The sequence below is a fragment of the Curtobacterium luteum genome, from assembly GCF_001475545.1.
Classification (GTDB): Bacteria; Actinomycetota; Actinomycetes; order Actinomycetales; family Microbacteriaceae; genus Curtobacterium; species Curtobacterium luteum_A.
The window spans coordinates 1-15401 of the sequence record NZ_LDQC01000008.1 but is presented as its reverse complement, the minus strand read 5'-3'; the positions used below and the strand labels follow the sequence as shown (position 1 = coordinate 15401).

Annotated in this window: 15 protein-coding genes and 1 pseudogene; 11 read left to right on the top strand and 5 right to left on the bottom strand. The window is 68.6% G+C overall.

The genetic code is table 11. The annotated features are described in order from the left end of the window. Positions 1-22 precede the first annotated feature (22 nt). The 6 genes from NS184_RS01355 (at position 23) to NS184_RS01330 (ending at position 6493) form a co-directional block, all read left to right on the top strand. Positions 23-982, top strand: a complete 960-nt coding sequence (locus tag NS184_RS01355; RefSeq protein ID WP_058724350.1) for a sugar phosphate isomerase/epimerase family protein — start codon at positions 23-25, stop codon at positions 980-982. Positions 983-1061: 79 nt separating this feature from the next. Further along, positions 1062-2327, top strand: a complete 1266-nt coding sequence (locus NS184_RS01350) for an MFS transporter (protein ID WP_058724349.1) — start codon at positions 1062-1064, stop codon at positions 2325-2327. Positions 2328-2548: 221 nt separating this feature from the next. Beyond that, on the top strand, positions 2549-3433 hold the full coding sequence (locus NS184_RS01345) for an ABC transporter substrate-binding protein (RefSeq protein ID WP_206556244.1): 885 nt from the start codon (positions 2549-2551) through the stop codon (positions 3431-3433). Next, positions 3430-4986, top strand: a complete 1557-nt coding sequence (locus NS184_RS01340) for a sugar ABC transporter ATP-binding protein (RefSeq protein WP_206556243.1) — start codon at positions 3430-3432, stop codon at positions 4984-4986. The genes NS184_RS01345 and NS184_RS01340 overlap by 4 nt, the downstream gene beginning before the upstream one ends. A gap of 10 nt (positions 4987-4996) precedes the next feature. Beyond that, positions 4997-6046: an ABC transporter permease gene (locus NS184_RS01335; protein WP_058724347.1), complete on the top strand. Its 1050-nt coding sequence runs from the start codon at positions 4997-4999 to the stop codon at positions 6044-6046. 3 nt (positions 6047-6049) lie between these two features. Then, positions 6050-6493 (top strand): RbsD/FucU family protein, encoded by a 444-nt coding sequence (locus NS184_RS01330; protein ID WP_058724346.1) that lies wholly within the window; start codon positions 6050-6052, stop codon positions 6491-6493. Positions 6494-6591: 98 nt separating this feature from the next. Here NS184_RS01330 and NS184_RS01325 read toward each other — a convergent pair. After that, a pseudogene (locus tag NS184_RS01325) lies at positions 6592-6990 on the bottom strand (alpha/beta hydrolase fold domain-containing protein); the annotation flags it as partial. A 502-nt stretch (positions 6991-7492) separates the two neighbouring features. Here NS184_RS01325 and NS184_RS01320 point away from each other — a divergent pair. Both NS184_RS01320 and NS184_RS01315 read left to right on the top strand, forming a co-directional pair. Then, positions 7493-7825 (top strand): hypothetical protein, encoded by a 333-nt coding sequence (locus NS184_RS01320; RefSeq protein ID WP_152997995.1) that lies wholly within the window; start codon positions 7493-7495, stop codon positions 7823-7825. A 461-nt stretch (positions 7826-8286) separates the two neighbouring features. Continuing rightward, positions 8287-8688: a GNAT family N-acetyltransferase gene (locus NS184_RS01315; RefSeq protein ID WP_058724343.1), complete on the top strand. Its 402-nt coding sequence runs from the start codon at positions 8287-8289 to the stop codon at positions 8686-8688. Between the two features lie 223 nt (positions 8689-8911). Here the strand turns inward: NS184_RS01315 and NS184_RS17645 are convergent, their stop codons facing one another. Both NS184_RS17645 and NS184_RS01305 read right to left on the bottom strand, forming a co-directional pair. Next, positions 8912-9262 carry a hypothetical protein gene (locus NS184_RS17645; RefSeq protein ID WP_058724342.1) on the bottom strand — a complete coding sequence of 117 codons (351 nt, stop codon included), beginning with the start codon at positions 9260-9262 and terminating at the stop codon, positions 8912-8914. Further along, complete coding sequence (locus NS184_RS01305) at positions 9262-9873, bottom strand: TetR/AcrR family transcriptional regulator (RefSeq protein ID WP_058724341.1); 612 nt, start codon at positions 9871-9873, stop codon at positions 9262-9264. The genes NS184_RS17645 and NS184_RS01305 overlap by 1 nt, the downstream gene beginning before the upstream one ends. A gap of 108 nt (positions 9874-9981) precedes the next feature. On the opposite strand from NS184_RS01305, the gene NS184_RS01300 reads away from it, so the two are divergent. After that, positions 9982-10872 carry an NAD-dependent epimerase/dehydratase family protein gene (locus NS184_RS01300; protein ID WP_058724340.1) on the top strand — a complete coding sequence of 297 codons (891 nt, stop codon included), beginning with the start codon at positions 9982-9984 and terminating at the stop codon, positions 10870-10872. A 92-nt stretch (positions 10873-10964) separates the two neighbouring features. On the opposite strand, the gene NS184_RS01295 is transcribed toward NS184_RS01300, so the two are convergent. After that, entirely contained in the window at positions 10965-12392 is a 1428-nt protein-coding gene (locus tag NS184_RS01295; RefSeq protein WP_058724339.1) for a cation:dicarboxylate symporter family transporter, read from the bottom strand. 190 nt (positions 12393-12582) lie between these two features. On the opposite strand from NS184_RS01295, the gene NS184_RS01290 reads away from it, so the two are divergent. Together NS184_RS01290 and NS184_RS01285 are read left to right on the top strand one after the other, a co-directional pair. Beyond that, positions 12583-14280 carry a sensor histidine kinase gene (locus NS184_RS01290; protein WP_058724338.1) on the top strand — a complete coding sequence of 566 codons (1698 nt, stop codon included), beginning with the start codon at positions 12583-12585 and terminating at the stop codon, positions 14278-14280. Then, the gene (locus NS184_RS01285; RefSeq protein WP_083513349.1) at positions 14277-14957 is read left to right on the top strand and encodes a response regulator; all 681 of its coding nucleotides are present in this window, start codon (positions 14277-14279) and stop codon (positions 14955-14957) included. Before NS184_RS01290 ends, NS184_RS01285 begins: the two co-directional genes overlap by 4 nt. A gap of 14 nt (positions 14958-14971) precedes the next feature. On the opposite strand, the gene NS184_RS18130 is transcribed toward NS184_RS01285, so the two are convergent. After that, positions 14972-15401: hypothetical protein (locus NS184_RS18130; protein ID WP_242862935.1), on the bottom strand; the 430-nt coding region annotated here is incomplete at its 5' end.

Below are 15401 nucleotides of genomic sequence, written 5' to 3'. Positions count from 1 at the left end.
AGATGGGGCTAGCTTCACCCACATGAAGTTCGCAACGCGCCTCAACTCCTTCGTCAGCGGCGGCGACGTCCCCGCTGCTCTCCGCCGCATCGCTGCGACGGAGGGTGTCGACTACGTCGACCTCAACTACCCTGAGCACTTCGAGAACGTTGACCCGGCGGCCATGAAGGCGCTGCTCGACGAGCTGGGCCTCACGCTCAACGGCAACGCCACGCGGTTCCGCAAGCAGTTCGTCGCGGGCGAGTTCAGCAACCCGGACGAGACCGTCCGCCGCGCGGCGATCGACCTCGCAAAGGACGCGATCGACGCCGCGGCTACCTGCGGTAGCGACCTCCTCACCGTCTGGCTCGGGTTCGACGGCTACGACTTCACGTTCCAGAAGGACTACGCAGCCGACCTCCAGCGCATCGTCTCCGCCTTCCAGGAACTTGCCGACCACCGGCCCGACTTCCGCATCAGCATTGAGTACAAGCCCTACGAGGAGCGAGTGCACTCGATGATCAACAGCTTCGGCCAGACGCTCGACGTCATCAATCGCATCGACCGGCCGAACCTCGGCGCGACCCTCGACTTCGCGCACATGCTCATGGCTGGTGACCAGCCCGCGTTCGGCGCATCGCTGCTCCTCGAGCAGGGCAAGCTCTTCGGTATCCACCTCAACGACGGCAACAACGCCCACGACGACGGCCTCATGATCGGGTCGATTCACCCGTTCGAGACCATGGAGATGATCTACTTCCTCCTTCGTCACGAGTGGGACGGCGTCATCTACTTCGACACCTTCCCGATTCGCGAGGACGCGCAGGACGAGGCGGAGACCAATCGGGCCACTGTCGAGCTCTTCTTCGAGAAGGTCAAGGCAGTCGGAGTCGACCGCATCACCGAGGTCATCCGCTCGCAGGACGGCATCGCGGCGCAGCGACTCCGAAACGAGCTCCTTGGCATCGGATCGTCAAAGTACCAGGGCGCACTAGCCGGCTGACCGCAGTCCCGACCGGCGCACCGTGCTGCGCCGGTCGAGCCCGCCTCAATTCCCAATGACGTGAACCGAAAGGCTTGTAGTGAACCGCGTCCTCGACCGCATCGGTCTGCCCCGAAACCTTGTCTGGGGCTACGTCGGACTCGTCCTCTTCATGGTGGGCGACGGTGTCGAACAGGGGTGGATTTCGCCCTGGCTCGTTTCCCGCGGTGTCACCGTGTCGGACACCGCCGCCCTCATCACGGTTTACGGAGTGACCGTCGCGATCGCCGCGTGGTTCTCTGGCGTCCTCGTACAAACGATGGGACCGCGGAAAGTCATGCTCCTCGCGCTCGCGGCGTTCCTAGTCGGCAGCGTCGGGTTCATCGGGTTTGGCGTCACCACCCTGAATTGGCCGGTGATGCTCGTCTTCTATGCGATCCGGGGCCTTGGGTACCCCTTGTTCGCCTACTCGTTCCTGACCTGGATCAACTACAGCGCCCCTCTCGAACGCCGTGGACTCGCCGCCGGCTGGTTCTGGTTCATGTTCTCGCTCGGCCTCAGCGTCATCGGGCCTTTCTACTCGTCGCTCGCCCTGCCGGCCTTCGGCCACATTACGGTCCTCTGGACTGGGCTGGCGTTCGTGGTCATCGGGGCACTCGTTGGCACGATAGCTAACCGTGCGACCGTCCCGGCGGACGAGATTCACCCGTTCAGTGCTCGGGAACTCTCCAAAGCCGTCACCCTCATCGGACGTCCGACGATCTCTATGGGCCTCGTCGTGAAGACCATCAACGGGCTAGCGCAGTACGGCCTCCCGGTGTTCATGCCGATCTACCTGGCCTCGTTCGGGTACACGACCACGCAGTGGCTGCAGATGTGGTCTCTCGTGTTCACCGTCGCGATCTTCGCCAACCTGTTCTTCGGGTACGTCGGCGACAAGATCGGCTGGCGCCGCACGATCGTTTGGGTCGGTGGAGTGGCGTACGCCGTCGTGCTTGTCGCGGTCTTCTTTGCTCCACACATCGTCGGTCACAACGTCGCTCTGATGACGATCGTCCTCTGCTTCTGCGGCGTGACGATGGCAGGCTTCGTGCCGCTCTCCGCGCTGTTCCCGCTGCTGGCCCCGGACAACAAGGGGGCGGCGATGTCCGTACTCAACCTCGGTGCCGGACTCTCCGCGTTCGTTGCACCGGCCCTCGCCGGACTGTTCTTCGGCTGGTTGGGCGCGGGCGGCGTGCTCGGCATCTACGCCGGCTTGTACATCCTCAGTGCGATCCTCACCCCCTTCCTCAAGACCCCAGCGGAGAAGGCGGCCACCGACGCCACTCCTAGAAGCCGCCGCGAACCCGTCGTGGTCGACAACTGAAACTCCTCCCTCCCACCGAATCCGCGGCGCTGCAGAGTGCCGCGCCCTCCCAGAAGGTCAACGCAATGGCGCGAACCAGAACCGTGTTCTCCCTCTCCCTCGTCGTGGCGATCGCTCTCGTCGCAGTTGTCGGCGGTGTCGTCGGCGGACGAGCCACCGTTTCGAACGCCGACGCACGCAGCTCCGGATCCGCAGGAGCTGCCGCCGGCACGAAGGTCGACGTGATCATCCGCGCGACCGACTCCGAATATTGGCAGACCCTCCTTGCCGGAGCAGAGGCGGCCGCGAAGGACTACGGAGTCGACGTCAACACCTTCGGTCCGACATCCGAGACCGATATTGCCGGGCAGGTTCAGCTCGTCGAGAACTCCGTCTCCCGCGGTGTCGACGCGATTGTCATCGCGCCGAGCTCGAGCACAGCCCTCAACGCCTCGGTCAACGCCGCCCGGAAGTCCGGCATCAAGGTGATCACGGCCGACACGCGGGTCACCGCGGACGTCGACGGTCACATCGGGACGAACAACGAGCTCGCCGGGACTTCCGCCGGCGAAAAAATGTGCAAGCTCCTCAAGGATCAAGGGACCAAGACCGGCAAGGTACTTGTTGAGGCGCCGATCGCGGGCATCGAAGCGAACCAGCAGCGTGACGCGGGCTTCCGGGCCGGTCTCGCGAAGGACTGCCCAGACATCGACGCGAGCCTGCAGAACTACAACAACAACGACATCAGCACGGCGGCATCGCAGGTCAACGACGCAATCTCGGCACACAAAGACCTCGTGGGCGTCTTCGCCGACAACAACAGCTCCGGTGTCGGCGCCGCGACCGCAATCAAGGACAACAAGGCCGCGGACACCATCCCTGTGGTCGCCTTCGATTCGGACCCGGCCGAGAACGCTGCGCTCAAGGCAGGCACCATCGACGCGCTCGTAGTGCAGAACCCGTGGTTCCTCGGATACCAGGGCGTCGTCGAAGCAGCGATGGCCTCTCAGGGCCGCATCCCGCCAGCCGTCCTCGACCCCGGCGTGGCCGTCGTCGACCGCGACAACATGAACGACCCTGCCATCAAGACACTCCTCAAGCCGCAGACCGCTGAGGTCGATAAGTGACGATCACCGACCCCGACGGCCCCGCAATCCTGCAACTCCGCGACGTATCCAAGGCGTTCGGTGCAGTGCAGGCGCTCAGCGGAGTGTCCCTCAAGCTCGTTGCCGGCCAGGTGCACTGCCTTGCAGGCGAGAACGGCGCAGGCAAGTCCACGCTCATCAAGATCCTCACTGGGGCGCTGCCCCGTGACTCAGGCGAATTTCGAATCGAATCTCAGACGGTGACGGCCGCAACACCGGCGGCGCTCCGGTCGGCGGGGGTACAGGCCGTGTACCAGGAACTCAGCCTGCTCCCACACCTCACGGTCGCCGAAAACGTGTTCATGGGACGGCTCCCGTCCAGGTCTGGGCTGGTCCGCACGGGTGAGCTTCACCACCGGTGTCGCGACGTTCTCGACGACCTCGGCCTCGTCGACGTCGACCCTTCGGCCACCGTCGAGCATCTCCCGGCGGCGACCAAGCAGCTCGTGGAAGTTGCGAAGGTCGCAACCGCTGACCGCGTCAAGGTAATCGTCTTCGACGAGCCCACGACGGCGCTGACCGAGGCTGAGTCCGATCGACTGCTCGAACAGATCCGGCGGTTCAAGGCCGCCGGCGTCGCGATCCTCTACATCACTCACCGTCTCGAGGAGATGTTCGCGATCGGTGACTGGGTGACCGTCCTCCGTGACGGCGAACTCTCCCAGAGCGGTCCGCTCTCCGATTACACCGAGGACACCCTCATCACTGCGATGGTGGGACGCGACGTGACCGCGCTCTACCCGGACGAGGTCCGCGAGGAACGTCCAGAGCGGCTCACCGTCACCCGTCTGCAGCGGACTCCGGACAGCCCAGCAATCGACCTGGCTGCGCGGGGCGGCGAGATCCTCGGCATCGGCGGTCTGCTCGGTTCGGGACGGAGCGAGCTGCTCCTGAGTATCTTCGGATCCGAACCGATCGCAGCGGGCGAGATCCGAATCGACGGGGAGGTTGTCCGACCGGACGGACCCCGCGCGATGATGGACGCTGGAGTCGCGCTGCTCACCGAGGATCGGAAAGTGCTCGGGCTCCTCCCGGAATTGTCGATCCGCGAGAACGTGACGATCGCCAGTCTTCGGTCCGGATCACGGAAGGGTCTGCTGCCGCGGCGTTCGCAGGCAAGCAAGGCAGACGCGCTCCTCGACAGCCTCCGAATCCGAGCCGGGTCCTACGACCAGCCTGTGTCCTCCTTGTCCGGCGGCAACCAACAGAAGGTCCTGCTGGCCCGATGGCTGCTCACCAAGCCCAAGGTGATCATGTTCGACGAGCCGACAAAGGGTATCGACATCGGCGCGAAGGGCGAGCTGTACGACGTGATCAACACTCTCGCTCGCCAGGGCCTTGCCGTCGTCGTCGTGTCGTCGTACCTCCCGGAACTGCTTGGTCTTGCCGACCGTGTCGTCGTCCTGCGCGAGGACGCCGTCGCCGGCGAGCTGCCCCGTGGCGCGTCCGAGGAAGACGTGCTCCAGCTCGCTAGTGGCGTCGCGACGCTTCCCCTCAACGACCGATCCGACACCGCCGTCGGACAGAAGCCCTAGGAATACTCCAATGCCGAAACTCCTCTGGCGCGAAGCCGTTGAGACGACCACCATCCGCACGTTGCGGGACAGTAGCGCCCCACTCACCGCCCGAACCAACCTGAAGCCCAGGGTCGCCACGCTGGGGAGCATCGCCGGACGCGAGAGCGGCGTGCTCGTCGTCCTGCTCGTCGTCTTCGGCGCACTGACACTGCTGAGTGATGACTTTCTGACCGCGAACAACCTGGCGAACCTCGCCCGACAGGTGTCGATCTATGGCATCATCGCGATCGGGCAGCTCCTCGTGATCCTCACAGGCGGGATCGACCTGTCGACTGGGTCCATCCTGGGCCTCTCGGGCGCAGTCACCGCTCAGCTCATCGTCGACGGCGTCCCTGTCGTGCCAGCGATCGCGCTCGGACTGCTCATCGGCGCAGCGCTCGGTCTCTTCACCGGATTCGTCGTCACGCGATTCAAGCTGCCACCGTTCATCGCGACACTCGGCATGCTGGGTATCGCCCGCGGCATCGTGCTCGTAATCACGAACGCCAACACCGTTCAGGGGCTGCCCGACGGGTTTCAGGAACTCGCTAACGGGACGGTCCTCGGAGTCCCAAACCTGCTCATCGTGTTCGTCCTGCTGGCAGCCGCCGCCGCGTTCGTTCTCAAGCGCACCGTGTTCGGGCGCTACGTCTACGCGGTCGGCTCCAACGCGGAAGCCGCGCGTCTCGCCGGCGTGCCCGTCAAGCTCGTCACGGTCTCCGTCTACGTGATCGCTGGCCTTCTCTCGGCCGTCGGTGGTGTGCTCTTGACGTCTCGCCTCGGAGCGGGCGTCCCGACAGCAGGTACCGGCTTCGAACTGCAGGCTATCGCAGCGTGCGTCATCGGCGGTGCGAGCCTGTCGGGAGCACGCGGGAGTGCGATCGGCGCGGCGTGTGGCGCGCTCCTCATCGGAGTGCTCAACAACGGCGGCAACCTGCTCGCGGTCAACTCGTTCTACCTCCAGATCGCGATCGGCGCCCTCATCCTCGTCGCTGTGGCCTTCGACCAGCTCAACAACCGCGCCGTGGCAAAGGAGTGACCGTTGCTGAAGGGAATCGACCCGGTCCTGAACGCCGAGGTGATGAGCGTCCTGATGTCCATGGGACACGGCGACGAGATCCTGATCTGCGATGTCAACCACCCGGCGGCGTCCATCGCCGCACATACGGTGCACGGCAGCGTCGTACACATGTCCGGGTGCGACATCGAACATGCGACGACGGCGATCTTGTCCCTCCTGCCGCTCGACACCTTCGTCGACGCGCCGATCCGACGGATGGAGGTTGTCGGCGCGCCGGAGAGCATCGCCGCCGCGCATGAGACCATGCAACGCGTCGCCAATCGGGTCCTTGGCGGACCAGTCGCGATCAAGGCGCTGTCACGCTTTGACTTCTACGAAGCCGCTCGAGGCGCCTTCGCGGTGATCCGCACCTCGGACCCCGGGCCCTACGGCTGCTTCCTCCTCCGTAAGGGCGTCATCGACTAACGGCGGTGGTGTCACGGCTCCTGCTTGCGCAGGGTCCGGTAATCGATTGGCGGTTGCAACGACCTATTGCAACCGCCGATCGTCCATCGAGGCATGTCCTATGCGTCTGGCGCGACCAGGAACGATGCCGTCCGGTCGAGTGCGTCACGGACGACGTCGCGGTCGCGTCCGGCTATGAAGTCGCGTTCCGCAGCGGGGTACTCGCGGTGTTCGACGTGCACGCCAGCCGTTCGGAGGGTGGCTGCGAGTGCTGCCCCTTCTGGTGCAAGGGTGTCGTGTGCGGCGGTGAGGATCAGTGTCGGCGGCAGCGCCGCGGCGAGTGTCTCGTCGGACTGCGGGGACGCAAGTGCTTCACGGCGGCGAGCAACGTCGGGGCAGTACGCCCACCACACGAACCGCTGCACGAGCGGGCTGACCGCTGGTCGCCGGATGCTCGAGGTCCGGTCAGTGCGGGTGACGTCGACCACGGGTACAACGAGCGCGATCGCCCGTGGCCCGGGGAGACCTGCGGTGTGTACGTGTCAAGTGTGAACATGTTCCGTCGTGGGTGCCGGGAGGCGCTCGAACCTGGGCGTCAGGCCGGTCGGTGCCATGACCTTGATGCGGGAGCCGTGCACGTGCTGCAGTCAGCGACGTTTACGGCGTGAGCAGGATCCTTCCGCTTCGGACCGGTTTTGGGGGTGGGGCGGCGACATGGAGAACAACTTCGCAGATCATCTGCGAACGGCGTTTGCGGTCCCACCGCCGACGCTGGTCGAGGGGGACTGCTGCAGGGTCGGTTGACTCGTTGAAGCAGGCCGTGACGGGGAGCTCGTTCCCACTGAACCCGGCACCCTCATCCTCCTCAATGGAGAAGTCCCCACCACAACCCGGACCGTCACCCGCACGTCCCGGTACGTCTGGTACCTCGAGCCCACGTTCCTGCAGACCGGGAAGGGCCGGTTCCAGTACGGTGAACCCCTCCCGACCACGGGGTCCGGGATCGAGACGCTGATGTTCGTGACGAACAGCCTCCTGCAGAACCCGGCCCCGGCCACCGACGCGGCTCGCCGGCCACTGACCCTCGCATTCGAGAACCTCCTCGCCGCCACCCTCGAAGAAAGCGCACCACGCCAGCCGAAAGACATAGGCCAGATTCGGGACGGCCTCTTCATGGCCGCGCAGGCCGTGATCGAGACCGAATTCCGCGACCCCGCGTTCATCGTCGAACGCCTCGCCCGGGAACTCGCCGTATCCGAGAACACGTTCAAGCAGATGGGCACCGCCCCCGCCGCGAGATCGGACGCCGCCGCCTCGCCGAAGCTGCGCACCTCGAGGAGACGGAGTCCCTGACGGTCACCGACCGAGCGATCCGCGCCGGGTTCACCTCCACGAAACAGCTCGCCCGCGCGCTCGCTCGTCAGAGACCCCGCTGAGCTTGGGTGGTCTCGACTACGGGACTTGCTGGCCGGCGAGCGGAGGAGGATCTCCGCGACCGCTCCGTAGGCGGGCTGGCTCGCCATGTAGAGCACCGCGGCCGCAACGTCGTCGGCTTCGAGGACCGGCATCGATCGGTAGTACGCGTCCGCCTGGGCCTTTGTGTCGGCGTCTCGGATGTGACCGGTCAGTTCCGTGCGCAGCATGCCCGGCTCGACGACCCATGCTCGGTGACGAAGCTCTCTCGGCTCATCGCCTCAACATACGTCGGGCGCTTTCGAGGGACTACGTCGACGAATGGATTGCTCAGCAGTAGGAGCACCACCTGTCTCACCAGCCGATCGGCTATCGAGACGGTGTCGCAGTAGCGTTTCGGGATGGACTATTCCCTCTCCGCTCCCACCGCCATGGAGTTCAAGGCGCTCTATGACGAGACCGGGTGGGCGGAGTGGGCCCTCGACCACTTCGAGCGGGCCCTGTCCGGGAGTTGGGTCGTCTGCACCGCTCGGGATGACGCTGGCCGTCTGGTCGGGATGGGGCGGCTCATCAGCGACGGGGCGCTTCACGCCTTCGTCACGGAGATGATCGTGACCGAACGAGCTCGCGGTGCAGGTATCGGCGGGGAAGTGCTCGGGCGCCTGGTAGATGAGGCGCGTCGACGCGGCGTGACCGACGTACAGCTCTTTGCGGCAAGAGGTCGGGTTGAGTTCTACGAGCGTCACGGCTTCGAGCGGCGGCCCGACAACGGACCAGGTATGGACGTGGTGGGCGTTCGCTAGTCCATCGGTTGCCGGACACGTCAGCGACGACGCAGAGGAATGCCGTAGACCGCAACTAGCGTCATGCCGGGTGGTTGTGGCCGTGGTCAGGATGGTCCGATGGCCGGCGACCTCAGCTTCCGACTCGACCGGCCCACCACAGCTGTTCGTGCGCCCTCGGCTGTGCAGGAAGCCCCGCTCCGGTCCGGCGACAGCCACTCCGGGTCCGCGCCGCTGCGCCTCGTCAGGGACTCGGCGGTAGCGGGCCCGGCACGTAGAGCTGCCCTCCGGTCACGACGAGCGCCGCCGCGAGACCGAGGCCGGCGCTGATGAGGAGCGCGACGAGCGCCAGGCCCGCGCCGAGCTGCCTCGGCCGGACCGGTTGCGTCACGCTGCCGAGGACGACCGCTCCCGCCACCACCGCGACGACCGACGGCGCGAGCATCAGCGTCAGTGACGGCCCCTCGGTGGCGCCGCTCGCCGTGCCCCGCGTCGCCTCCTCGGAGACACCCCACACCCAGAGCAGTGCGGCGCCGACCACGGGGGCCCCGAGGGCGGCCAGGCCCCACAGCAGCGCGTGCCGCTTCCGCGACATCACGCGCGCGCCGCCCGGGCGTCCGCGGGCGGAACGTCCGCCTCGAGCGACCGCGCCGCCGTCCGGAGTGCCCGCACCTCCTCGTGCACGAACGGCGCGAGCGCCGCACCCGGACCCGCGACGGTCCACCGCTCGAATCCGTCCCAGTACCCCCGCACGGCCGTCCAGGCGAGCACCGTCGCCCGGTGTGCGGGGACGCCGCGTTCCCGCAGCGCCGCCGCGAGCGCCTCGGTGACGACGTACCGCTTGTGAACGTACCGCTCCCGGAGGGCCTCGTGCTCGACCGTCAGTGCCGTGATCGCCGCGCCGATCGCCTGCTGCTCGGGAACGTGCGCCGCCACGAGGGCATCGAGCACGTCGTCGACCACGTCCACGTCCGTGTGTCCGGTGGGGGCGTCCCGCGCGACGCGCGACACGGTCTCGACCGTGTCCGCCTGCCCTTGGAAGAGGATCTCCCGCTTGTCCGGGAACTGCCGGAAGAGCGTGGCCTTCGTGAGCCCGGCGCGCTCGGCGATCTGCGCGGCGGTCGTGTCGTCGTAGCCCTGCTCCGCGAAGAGCTCGAGCGCCGCGTGCAGGAGTCGTCCGCGGGGATCGGGTTGCCATCGTGCCACCGGCTCATGCTACCTGATGCGACTTGGTCTCATCGGGTGTACGGTGACGATACCAAGTCTCATCACTCAATGGTGCCGATGACGACGGCACCAGACAGGAGTCACCACATGCAGGTCTTCATCACGGGAGCGTCGGGCTGGATCGGCAGCGCCCTCACCCGGGACCTCGTGGCGCACGGCCACGAGGTCGTCGGTCTCGCTCGTTCCGACGCCTCCGCTGAGCGCATCCGGGTCCTGGGTGCCCGCCCGGTCCGGGGCGACGTGTCCGACCACGCCGTGATCGTCGAGCAGGCCCAGCACGCGGACGCGACGGCCCACCTGGCGTTCACGCTCGACTTCGCCTCGTTCGACGAGACGATCGACAACGAGGTCGCCCTGGTCGCCGCCCTCGCCGATGCGCTGGCGGACAGTGGCAAGGCCTTCTTCGCCGCGTCCGGCACGCCGACGAACCCGACCGGGACCGCCACGGAGGACGACGCGCTCGACCCCGACGGTCCCGCCGGCGCACGGTCGCGGACCGCCGCAGCCGTCCTCGCACTCGCGGATCGTGGCATCCGGTCCGGCCTCGTCCGGATGCCGCGGACGGTGCACGGAGCGGGGGACCGGAACGGCCTCATCGCCTCGCTCGTGCGGCTCGACCGGCAGCTCGGCGTCGCCGCGTACGTCGGCGACGGCGCGAACCGGTGGCCGGCGGTCCTTGTCGAGGACGCGGCGCAGCTGTTCCGGCTCGCCCTCGAAACCGCGCCGTCGCGGTCGGTCCTGCACGCCGTCGCCGAGGAAGGGGTCCCCATGCGTGCCGTCGCCGAGTCCGTCAGTCGGCAGACGGGGCTGCCCGCGCACGCGGTCGACCCCGCGACGCTCGGCGTCTTCGGCGCGCTCCTCGGTGGCGACCAGCCGGCGTCGAGCGCGCGGACGCGCGCGCTCCTCGGCTGGGAGCCGACGGGCCCGACGCTCCTCGAGGACCTGGACGCCGGGTACTACACGACGCTGGCCGACTGACCGACGCAGGTGCGGTCGCACCAGCCTGGAGGCCCGGATCACCGCAGCAGGTCTGCGTGCGGTGATCCGGGCCTCCAGGCCGGTCGAGGACGTCAGCGCCGCTCGGCGGCCGCCTCCGGGCGCTCGTGCTCCGGCTCGACGATGGTCCGCACCGCCTCGGTCGAGATCCGCTCGGTCGGCGCCGCCGAGGCGGCGCCGTGGTCGTCCGCGGACATCGTGCGCTCGTCGAACGGCGCGGCGCCGGACAGCACCCGCTCGACCTGCTGCTCGTCGATCTGCCGCGTCCAGGTGCCCACGAGCACCGTGGCGACCGCGTTCCCGGTGAAGTTCGTGAGCGCGCGGGCCTCGGACATGAACCGGTCGATGCCGACGATGAGCCCGACGCCGTTCACGAGGTCCGGACGGTGCGCCTGCAGGCCGCCCGCGAGCGTCGCGAGACCGGCGCCCGTGACGCCTGCGGCGCCCTTCGAGGCGATGATCATGAAGACCAGGAGCGAGATCTGCTCCGGGATGTTCAGCGGGGTGCCGAGCGCATTGGCGATGAAGAGCGACGACATGGTCAGGTAGATCGCGGTGCCGTCGAGGTTGAACGAGTACCCGGTCGGGACGGTCACGCCGACGACCGGCTTCGAGACACCGAGGTGCTCCATCTTCGCGATCAGGCGCGGCAGGCTGACCTCGCTCGACGACGTCGACACGATGAGCAGGTACTCGCGGCCCAGGTACTTCATGAGCCGGAAGATGTTGATCCCGGTGACGATGCGGAGCAGCACGCCGAGCACCCCGACGACGAACACGATGCACGTGATGTAGAAGGCGACCATGAGCGTGCCGAGGGCCACCAGTGCGGCGACGCCGGTCGCGCCGACGACCGCGGCGATCGCACCGAAGGCACCGACCGGGGCGACCCACATGACCATCGCGAGGATGCGGAACACGAGCGCCTGCAGGTGCCGGATGCCGGTCAGGATCGGCGCACCCTTCTCGCCCATGGCCTGCAGGGCGAAGCCCACGAGCAGCGCGACGAACAGGGTCTGCAGGATGCTGCCGCTCGTGAGCGAGGACACCAGGGTGGCGGGGATGATGCCGAGCAGGAAGCCCGACGTCGACGAGGCGTCCTCGGTCGAGCCCGCGGGCGGCTCGTACTTCGCGGTCGACATGTCGAGGTGGTCGCCGGGGTGGATGAGGTTCCCGACGACGAGGCCGATGGCGAGCGCGAAGGTCGACATCGCGATGAAGTAGCCGAGCGCGAGCCCACCGACCTTGCCGACCGTCGCGGCCTTGGCGATGGATCCCACGCCGAGGACGATCGTGCAGAAGATCACCGGGGCGATCATCATCTTGATGAGGGCGATGAAGCCGTCGCCGATCGGCTTGAGGCCGACCGCGAAGGCCGGGGCCGCGAGTCCGACCACGATGCCGGCCGCCACCGCCACGATGACGGCGATGTAGAGCCAGTGCGAGCGGTCCAGGCCGCGACGCCGCGTGGGGCGCGTGCTGGACGGGTGCGTCGATGCCATGAGACTTCCTTGTCGTCGGGGCCGGCGCGTCGTCGCACCGGTCGGCTCGCCCTCTCGGGAGTGGGGACACCCTCGCCCGCGCGGTGTGCCCACGTCGACTTGTGTTCATTGCGTTCACGGCGGTGATGCGCGGAGGGCCCGCGGTACGCGAGGATGGTGTCTTCCCGCGACGAGGCGAGGAGGTACGTCAGTGGCACCGAGACGGTGGAGCATCGCCACACGGCTGTTCGCGCTGCAGCTCGTGTTCGTGGTCGTCGGCGTCGCGGTCGGCGGCGCATGGAGCTGGGCGTCCGCACGGTCCGACCTCGAGACGGACGCCGCGGAGAAGTCCGAGGCCCTCGCGGTCTCGATCGCCCGCAACCCGTTCGTCGTCGAGCAGGCCACCTCCACCGATCCGTCGGAGCGACTCGAGCCGTACGCCCTCGACCTCATGCGCCGCACGCACACCGACTTCGTCACGATCATGGCGCCTGACCGCACCCGGTGGACCCATCCCGACCGCGCCGAGATCGGGCATCCGTTCCGGGGCACGATCGCGCCGGCCCTCGCGGGGAAGACGTTCACCGAGACCTCCACCGGGACCCTCGGGCCGTCGGTGCGGGCGGTGACGCCGATCACCGACGCTGACGGTCGGGTCATCGGGCTCGTGGCCGCGGGGGTGACCGTCGCCAACATCTCGACGGCGCTGCTGCCACGGCTGGTGTCCGTCGTGCTGCTGGCGCTCGCCGTCGTCGCGGTGTCGGCCCTGTTCTCGTGGTTGCTGAGCCGCTACCTCGGCCGGGTCACCGCCGGGCGCGGGCCCGAGGAGCTCGCGCGGGTGTTCGCGTCGTACGAGGGCGTCCTGCACTCGGTCCACGAGGGGCTCGTCGTCATCGACCGTTCGGGCGACGTGGTGCTGCACAACGACCGCGCCGCGGAACTACTGCACCTGCCGGCGCCGGTCGACGGACAGCCCCCGGTCCCGCTGGCATCGCTCGACGTGCCCGAGGAACTGCGGACCCTGCTCGCCTCCGGCGACCGTGCGGTGGACGAGACCTACGCGACGGCTGACCGGGTGCTCGTCGTCAACCAGGAGATGGCGTTCTCACGCGGGTCGTCCCGCCCGCTCGGGACCGTCGCCACGATCCGGGACCAGACCGAGTTGCTGCACGTGTCGGGCGAGCTCGCGGCGACCCGGACCCTCACCGACGCCCTGCGCTCGCAGACGCACGAGTTCGCGAACCGGCTGCACGCCGTGGTCGCACTCCTCGAGCTCGGGCGCGTGGACGAGGCGATCCGGTTCGCATCCGACGAGCTCGACCGGCACGCGGATGCGCGCGGCGCGGACTCGGCCGTCCACGCCGACGCGGGTGCGGACACGGGTGCGCGCGGCGCGGACTCGGCCGTCCACGCCGACGCGGGTGCGGACACGGGTGCGCGTGGCGGTGCTGCCGCCGTCGCGGAGACCCCGGTCGACGTCATCGCGGCGGTGCTCGACGGCAAGCGAGCGCAGGCCCACGAACGCGGGGTGGCCCTGACCGCGGACACGAGCGGGCTCACGGCACCCGTGGCGGCCGCGCCCGGCGACGTCATCACCGTCCTCGGCAACCTGGTCGACAACGCCGTCGACGCGACCGCCGAGCGTCGCGGCACCGTGACCGTCACGGTGACCACCACCGGCGGCCGCACCCGGTTCGTCGTCGAGGACGACGGCCCCGGCATCCCCGACGTCGACGCGGCCTACGGACGCGGATGGTCCACCAAGCCCGCGGGTCCGGAGGGGCGCGGCTTCGGTCTCGACCTCGTCCGGTCCGCCGTGGCGCGCACCGGCGGGGACATCGCCGTCAGCACGGGGTCCGACGGCAGCACCTTCGTGGTCGATCTCGCACCGGGGCGGGTGCGCGCGTGACCGACACCGTGCGGGTCCTCATCGTCGAGGACGAACCCCTGACCGCCGAGGCGCACGCGGCGTACCTGGCGCGTCTCGACGGCTTCACGGTCGTCGGGTCCGCAGCGACCGGCCGCGCGATGCTGGCCGCCGTCGCCGCGGAGCAGCCGGACCTCGTCCTGCTCGACTTCAACCTGCCCGACGCCCACGGCCTGCAACTCGTCCGTGCGCTCCGCACCGCCGGGTCCGCCGTCGACGTCATCGCCGTGACCGCCGCACACGACGCCCGCGGGGTGAAGAACGCGATCGCCCTCGGCATCGTCCAGTACCTCGTCAAGCCGTTCAGCTTCCGCACCTTCGCTGAGCGTCTGGCCACGTACCGCGAGTTCCGGCGTGGGTTCGAGGACCGACGGTCGCTCACCCAGGCGGACATCGACCAGAGCCTCGGCTCGCTGCGACCGACCGCGCCGCCGGACCACGAGAAGGGGATCGCCCGGGAGACCCTGGACGCGGTCCGGGCGCACCTGGTGCAGGCCGACGGGGCAGCGTCGGCGTCCGAGGTGGCCGATGCGCTCGGCATCTCGCGGGTGACCGCGCGCCGGTACCTGGAGCACCTCATCGGCGCCGGGCAGGCCGGCAAGGACGTGCGGTACAGCGGGCCCGGCCGACCGGAGTACGCCTACCGCTGGCTGCGCTGAGCACCGTCGGGCCGTCACCGATCGGCGGTGTCCCGCGCGTGCCACCGGACGACGAGCTCCCCGTAGTCCTCGACGGCCCGGCGCAGTGCCTCGACGGCCACGGACTCGTCCCGCCTGTGCGCCAGGTCGGTCTGACCCGGGCCGAGCAGCACCACGCGGTCGCACCCGAGCGCGCCGGTGAGCACGGCCGCGTCCGTGAAGTAGCCGACGACCCGGTCGTCCGGCTGGATCCCGAGGCGCACGACCTCCGGGTCCTCCGGGTCGAGGAGCACCGCGGGCAGGGAGAGTTCGGTCTCGACCGAAGCGAGGTCCGGTTGCTCGCGCCACCAGACCGACGGGTCGGAGCGGGGGTCCGTCGTCCGGAGGTCGACCTGCGCCCATGCGCGGTCCGGGACGACGTTGACGGCGGTCCCCCCCCCCCGGCGATCGTCCCGACGTTGAGCG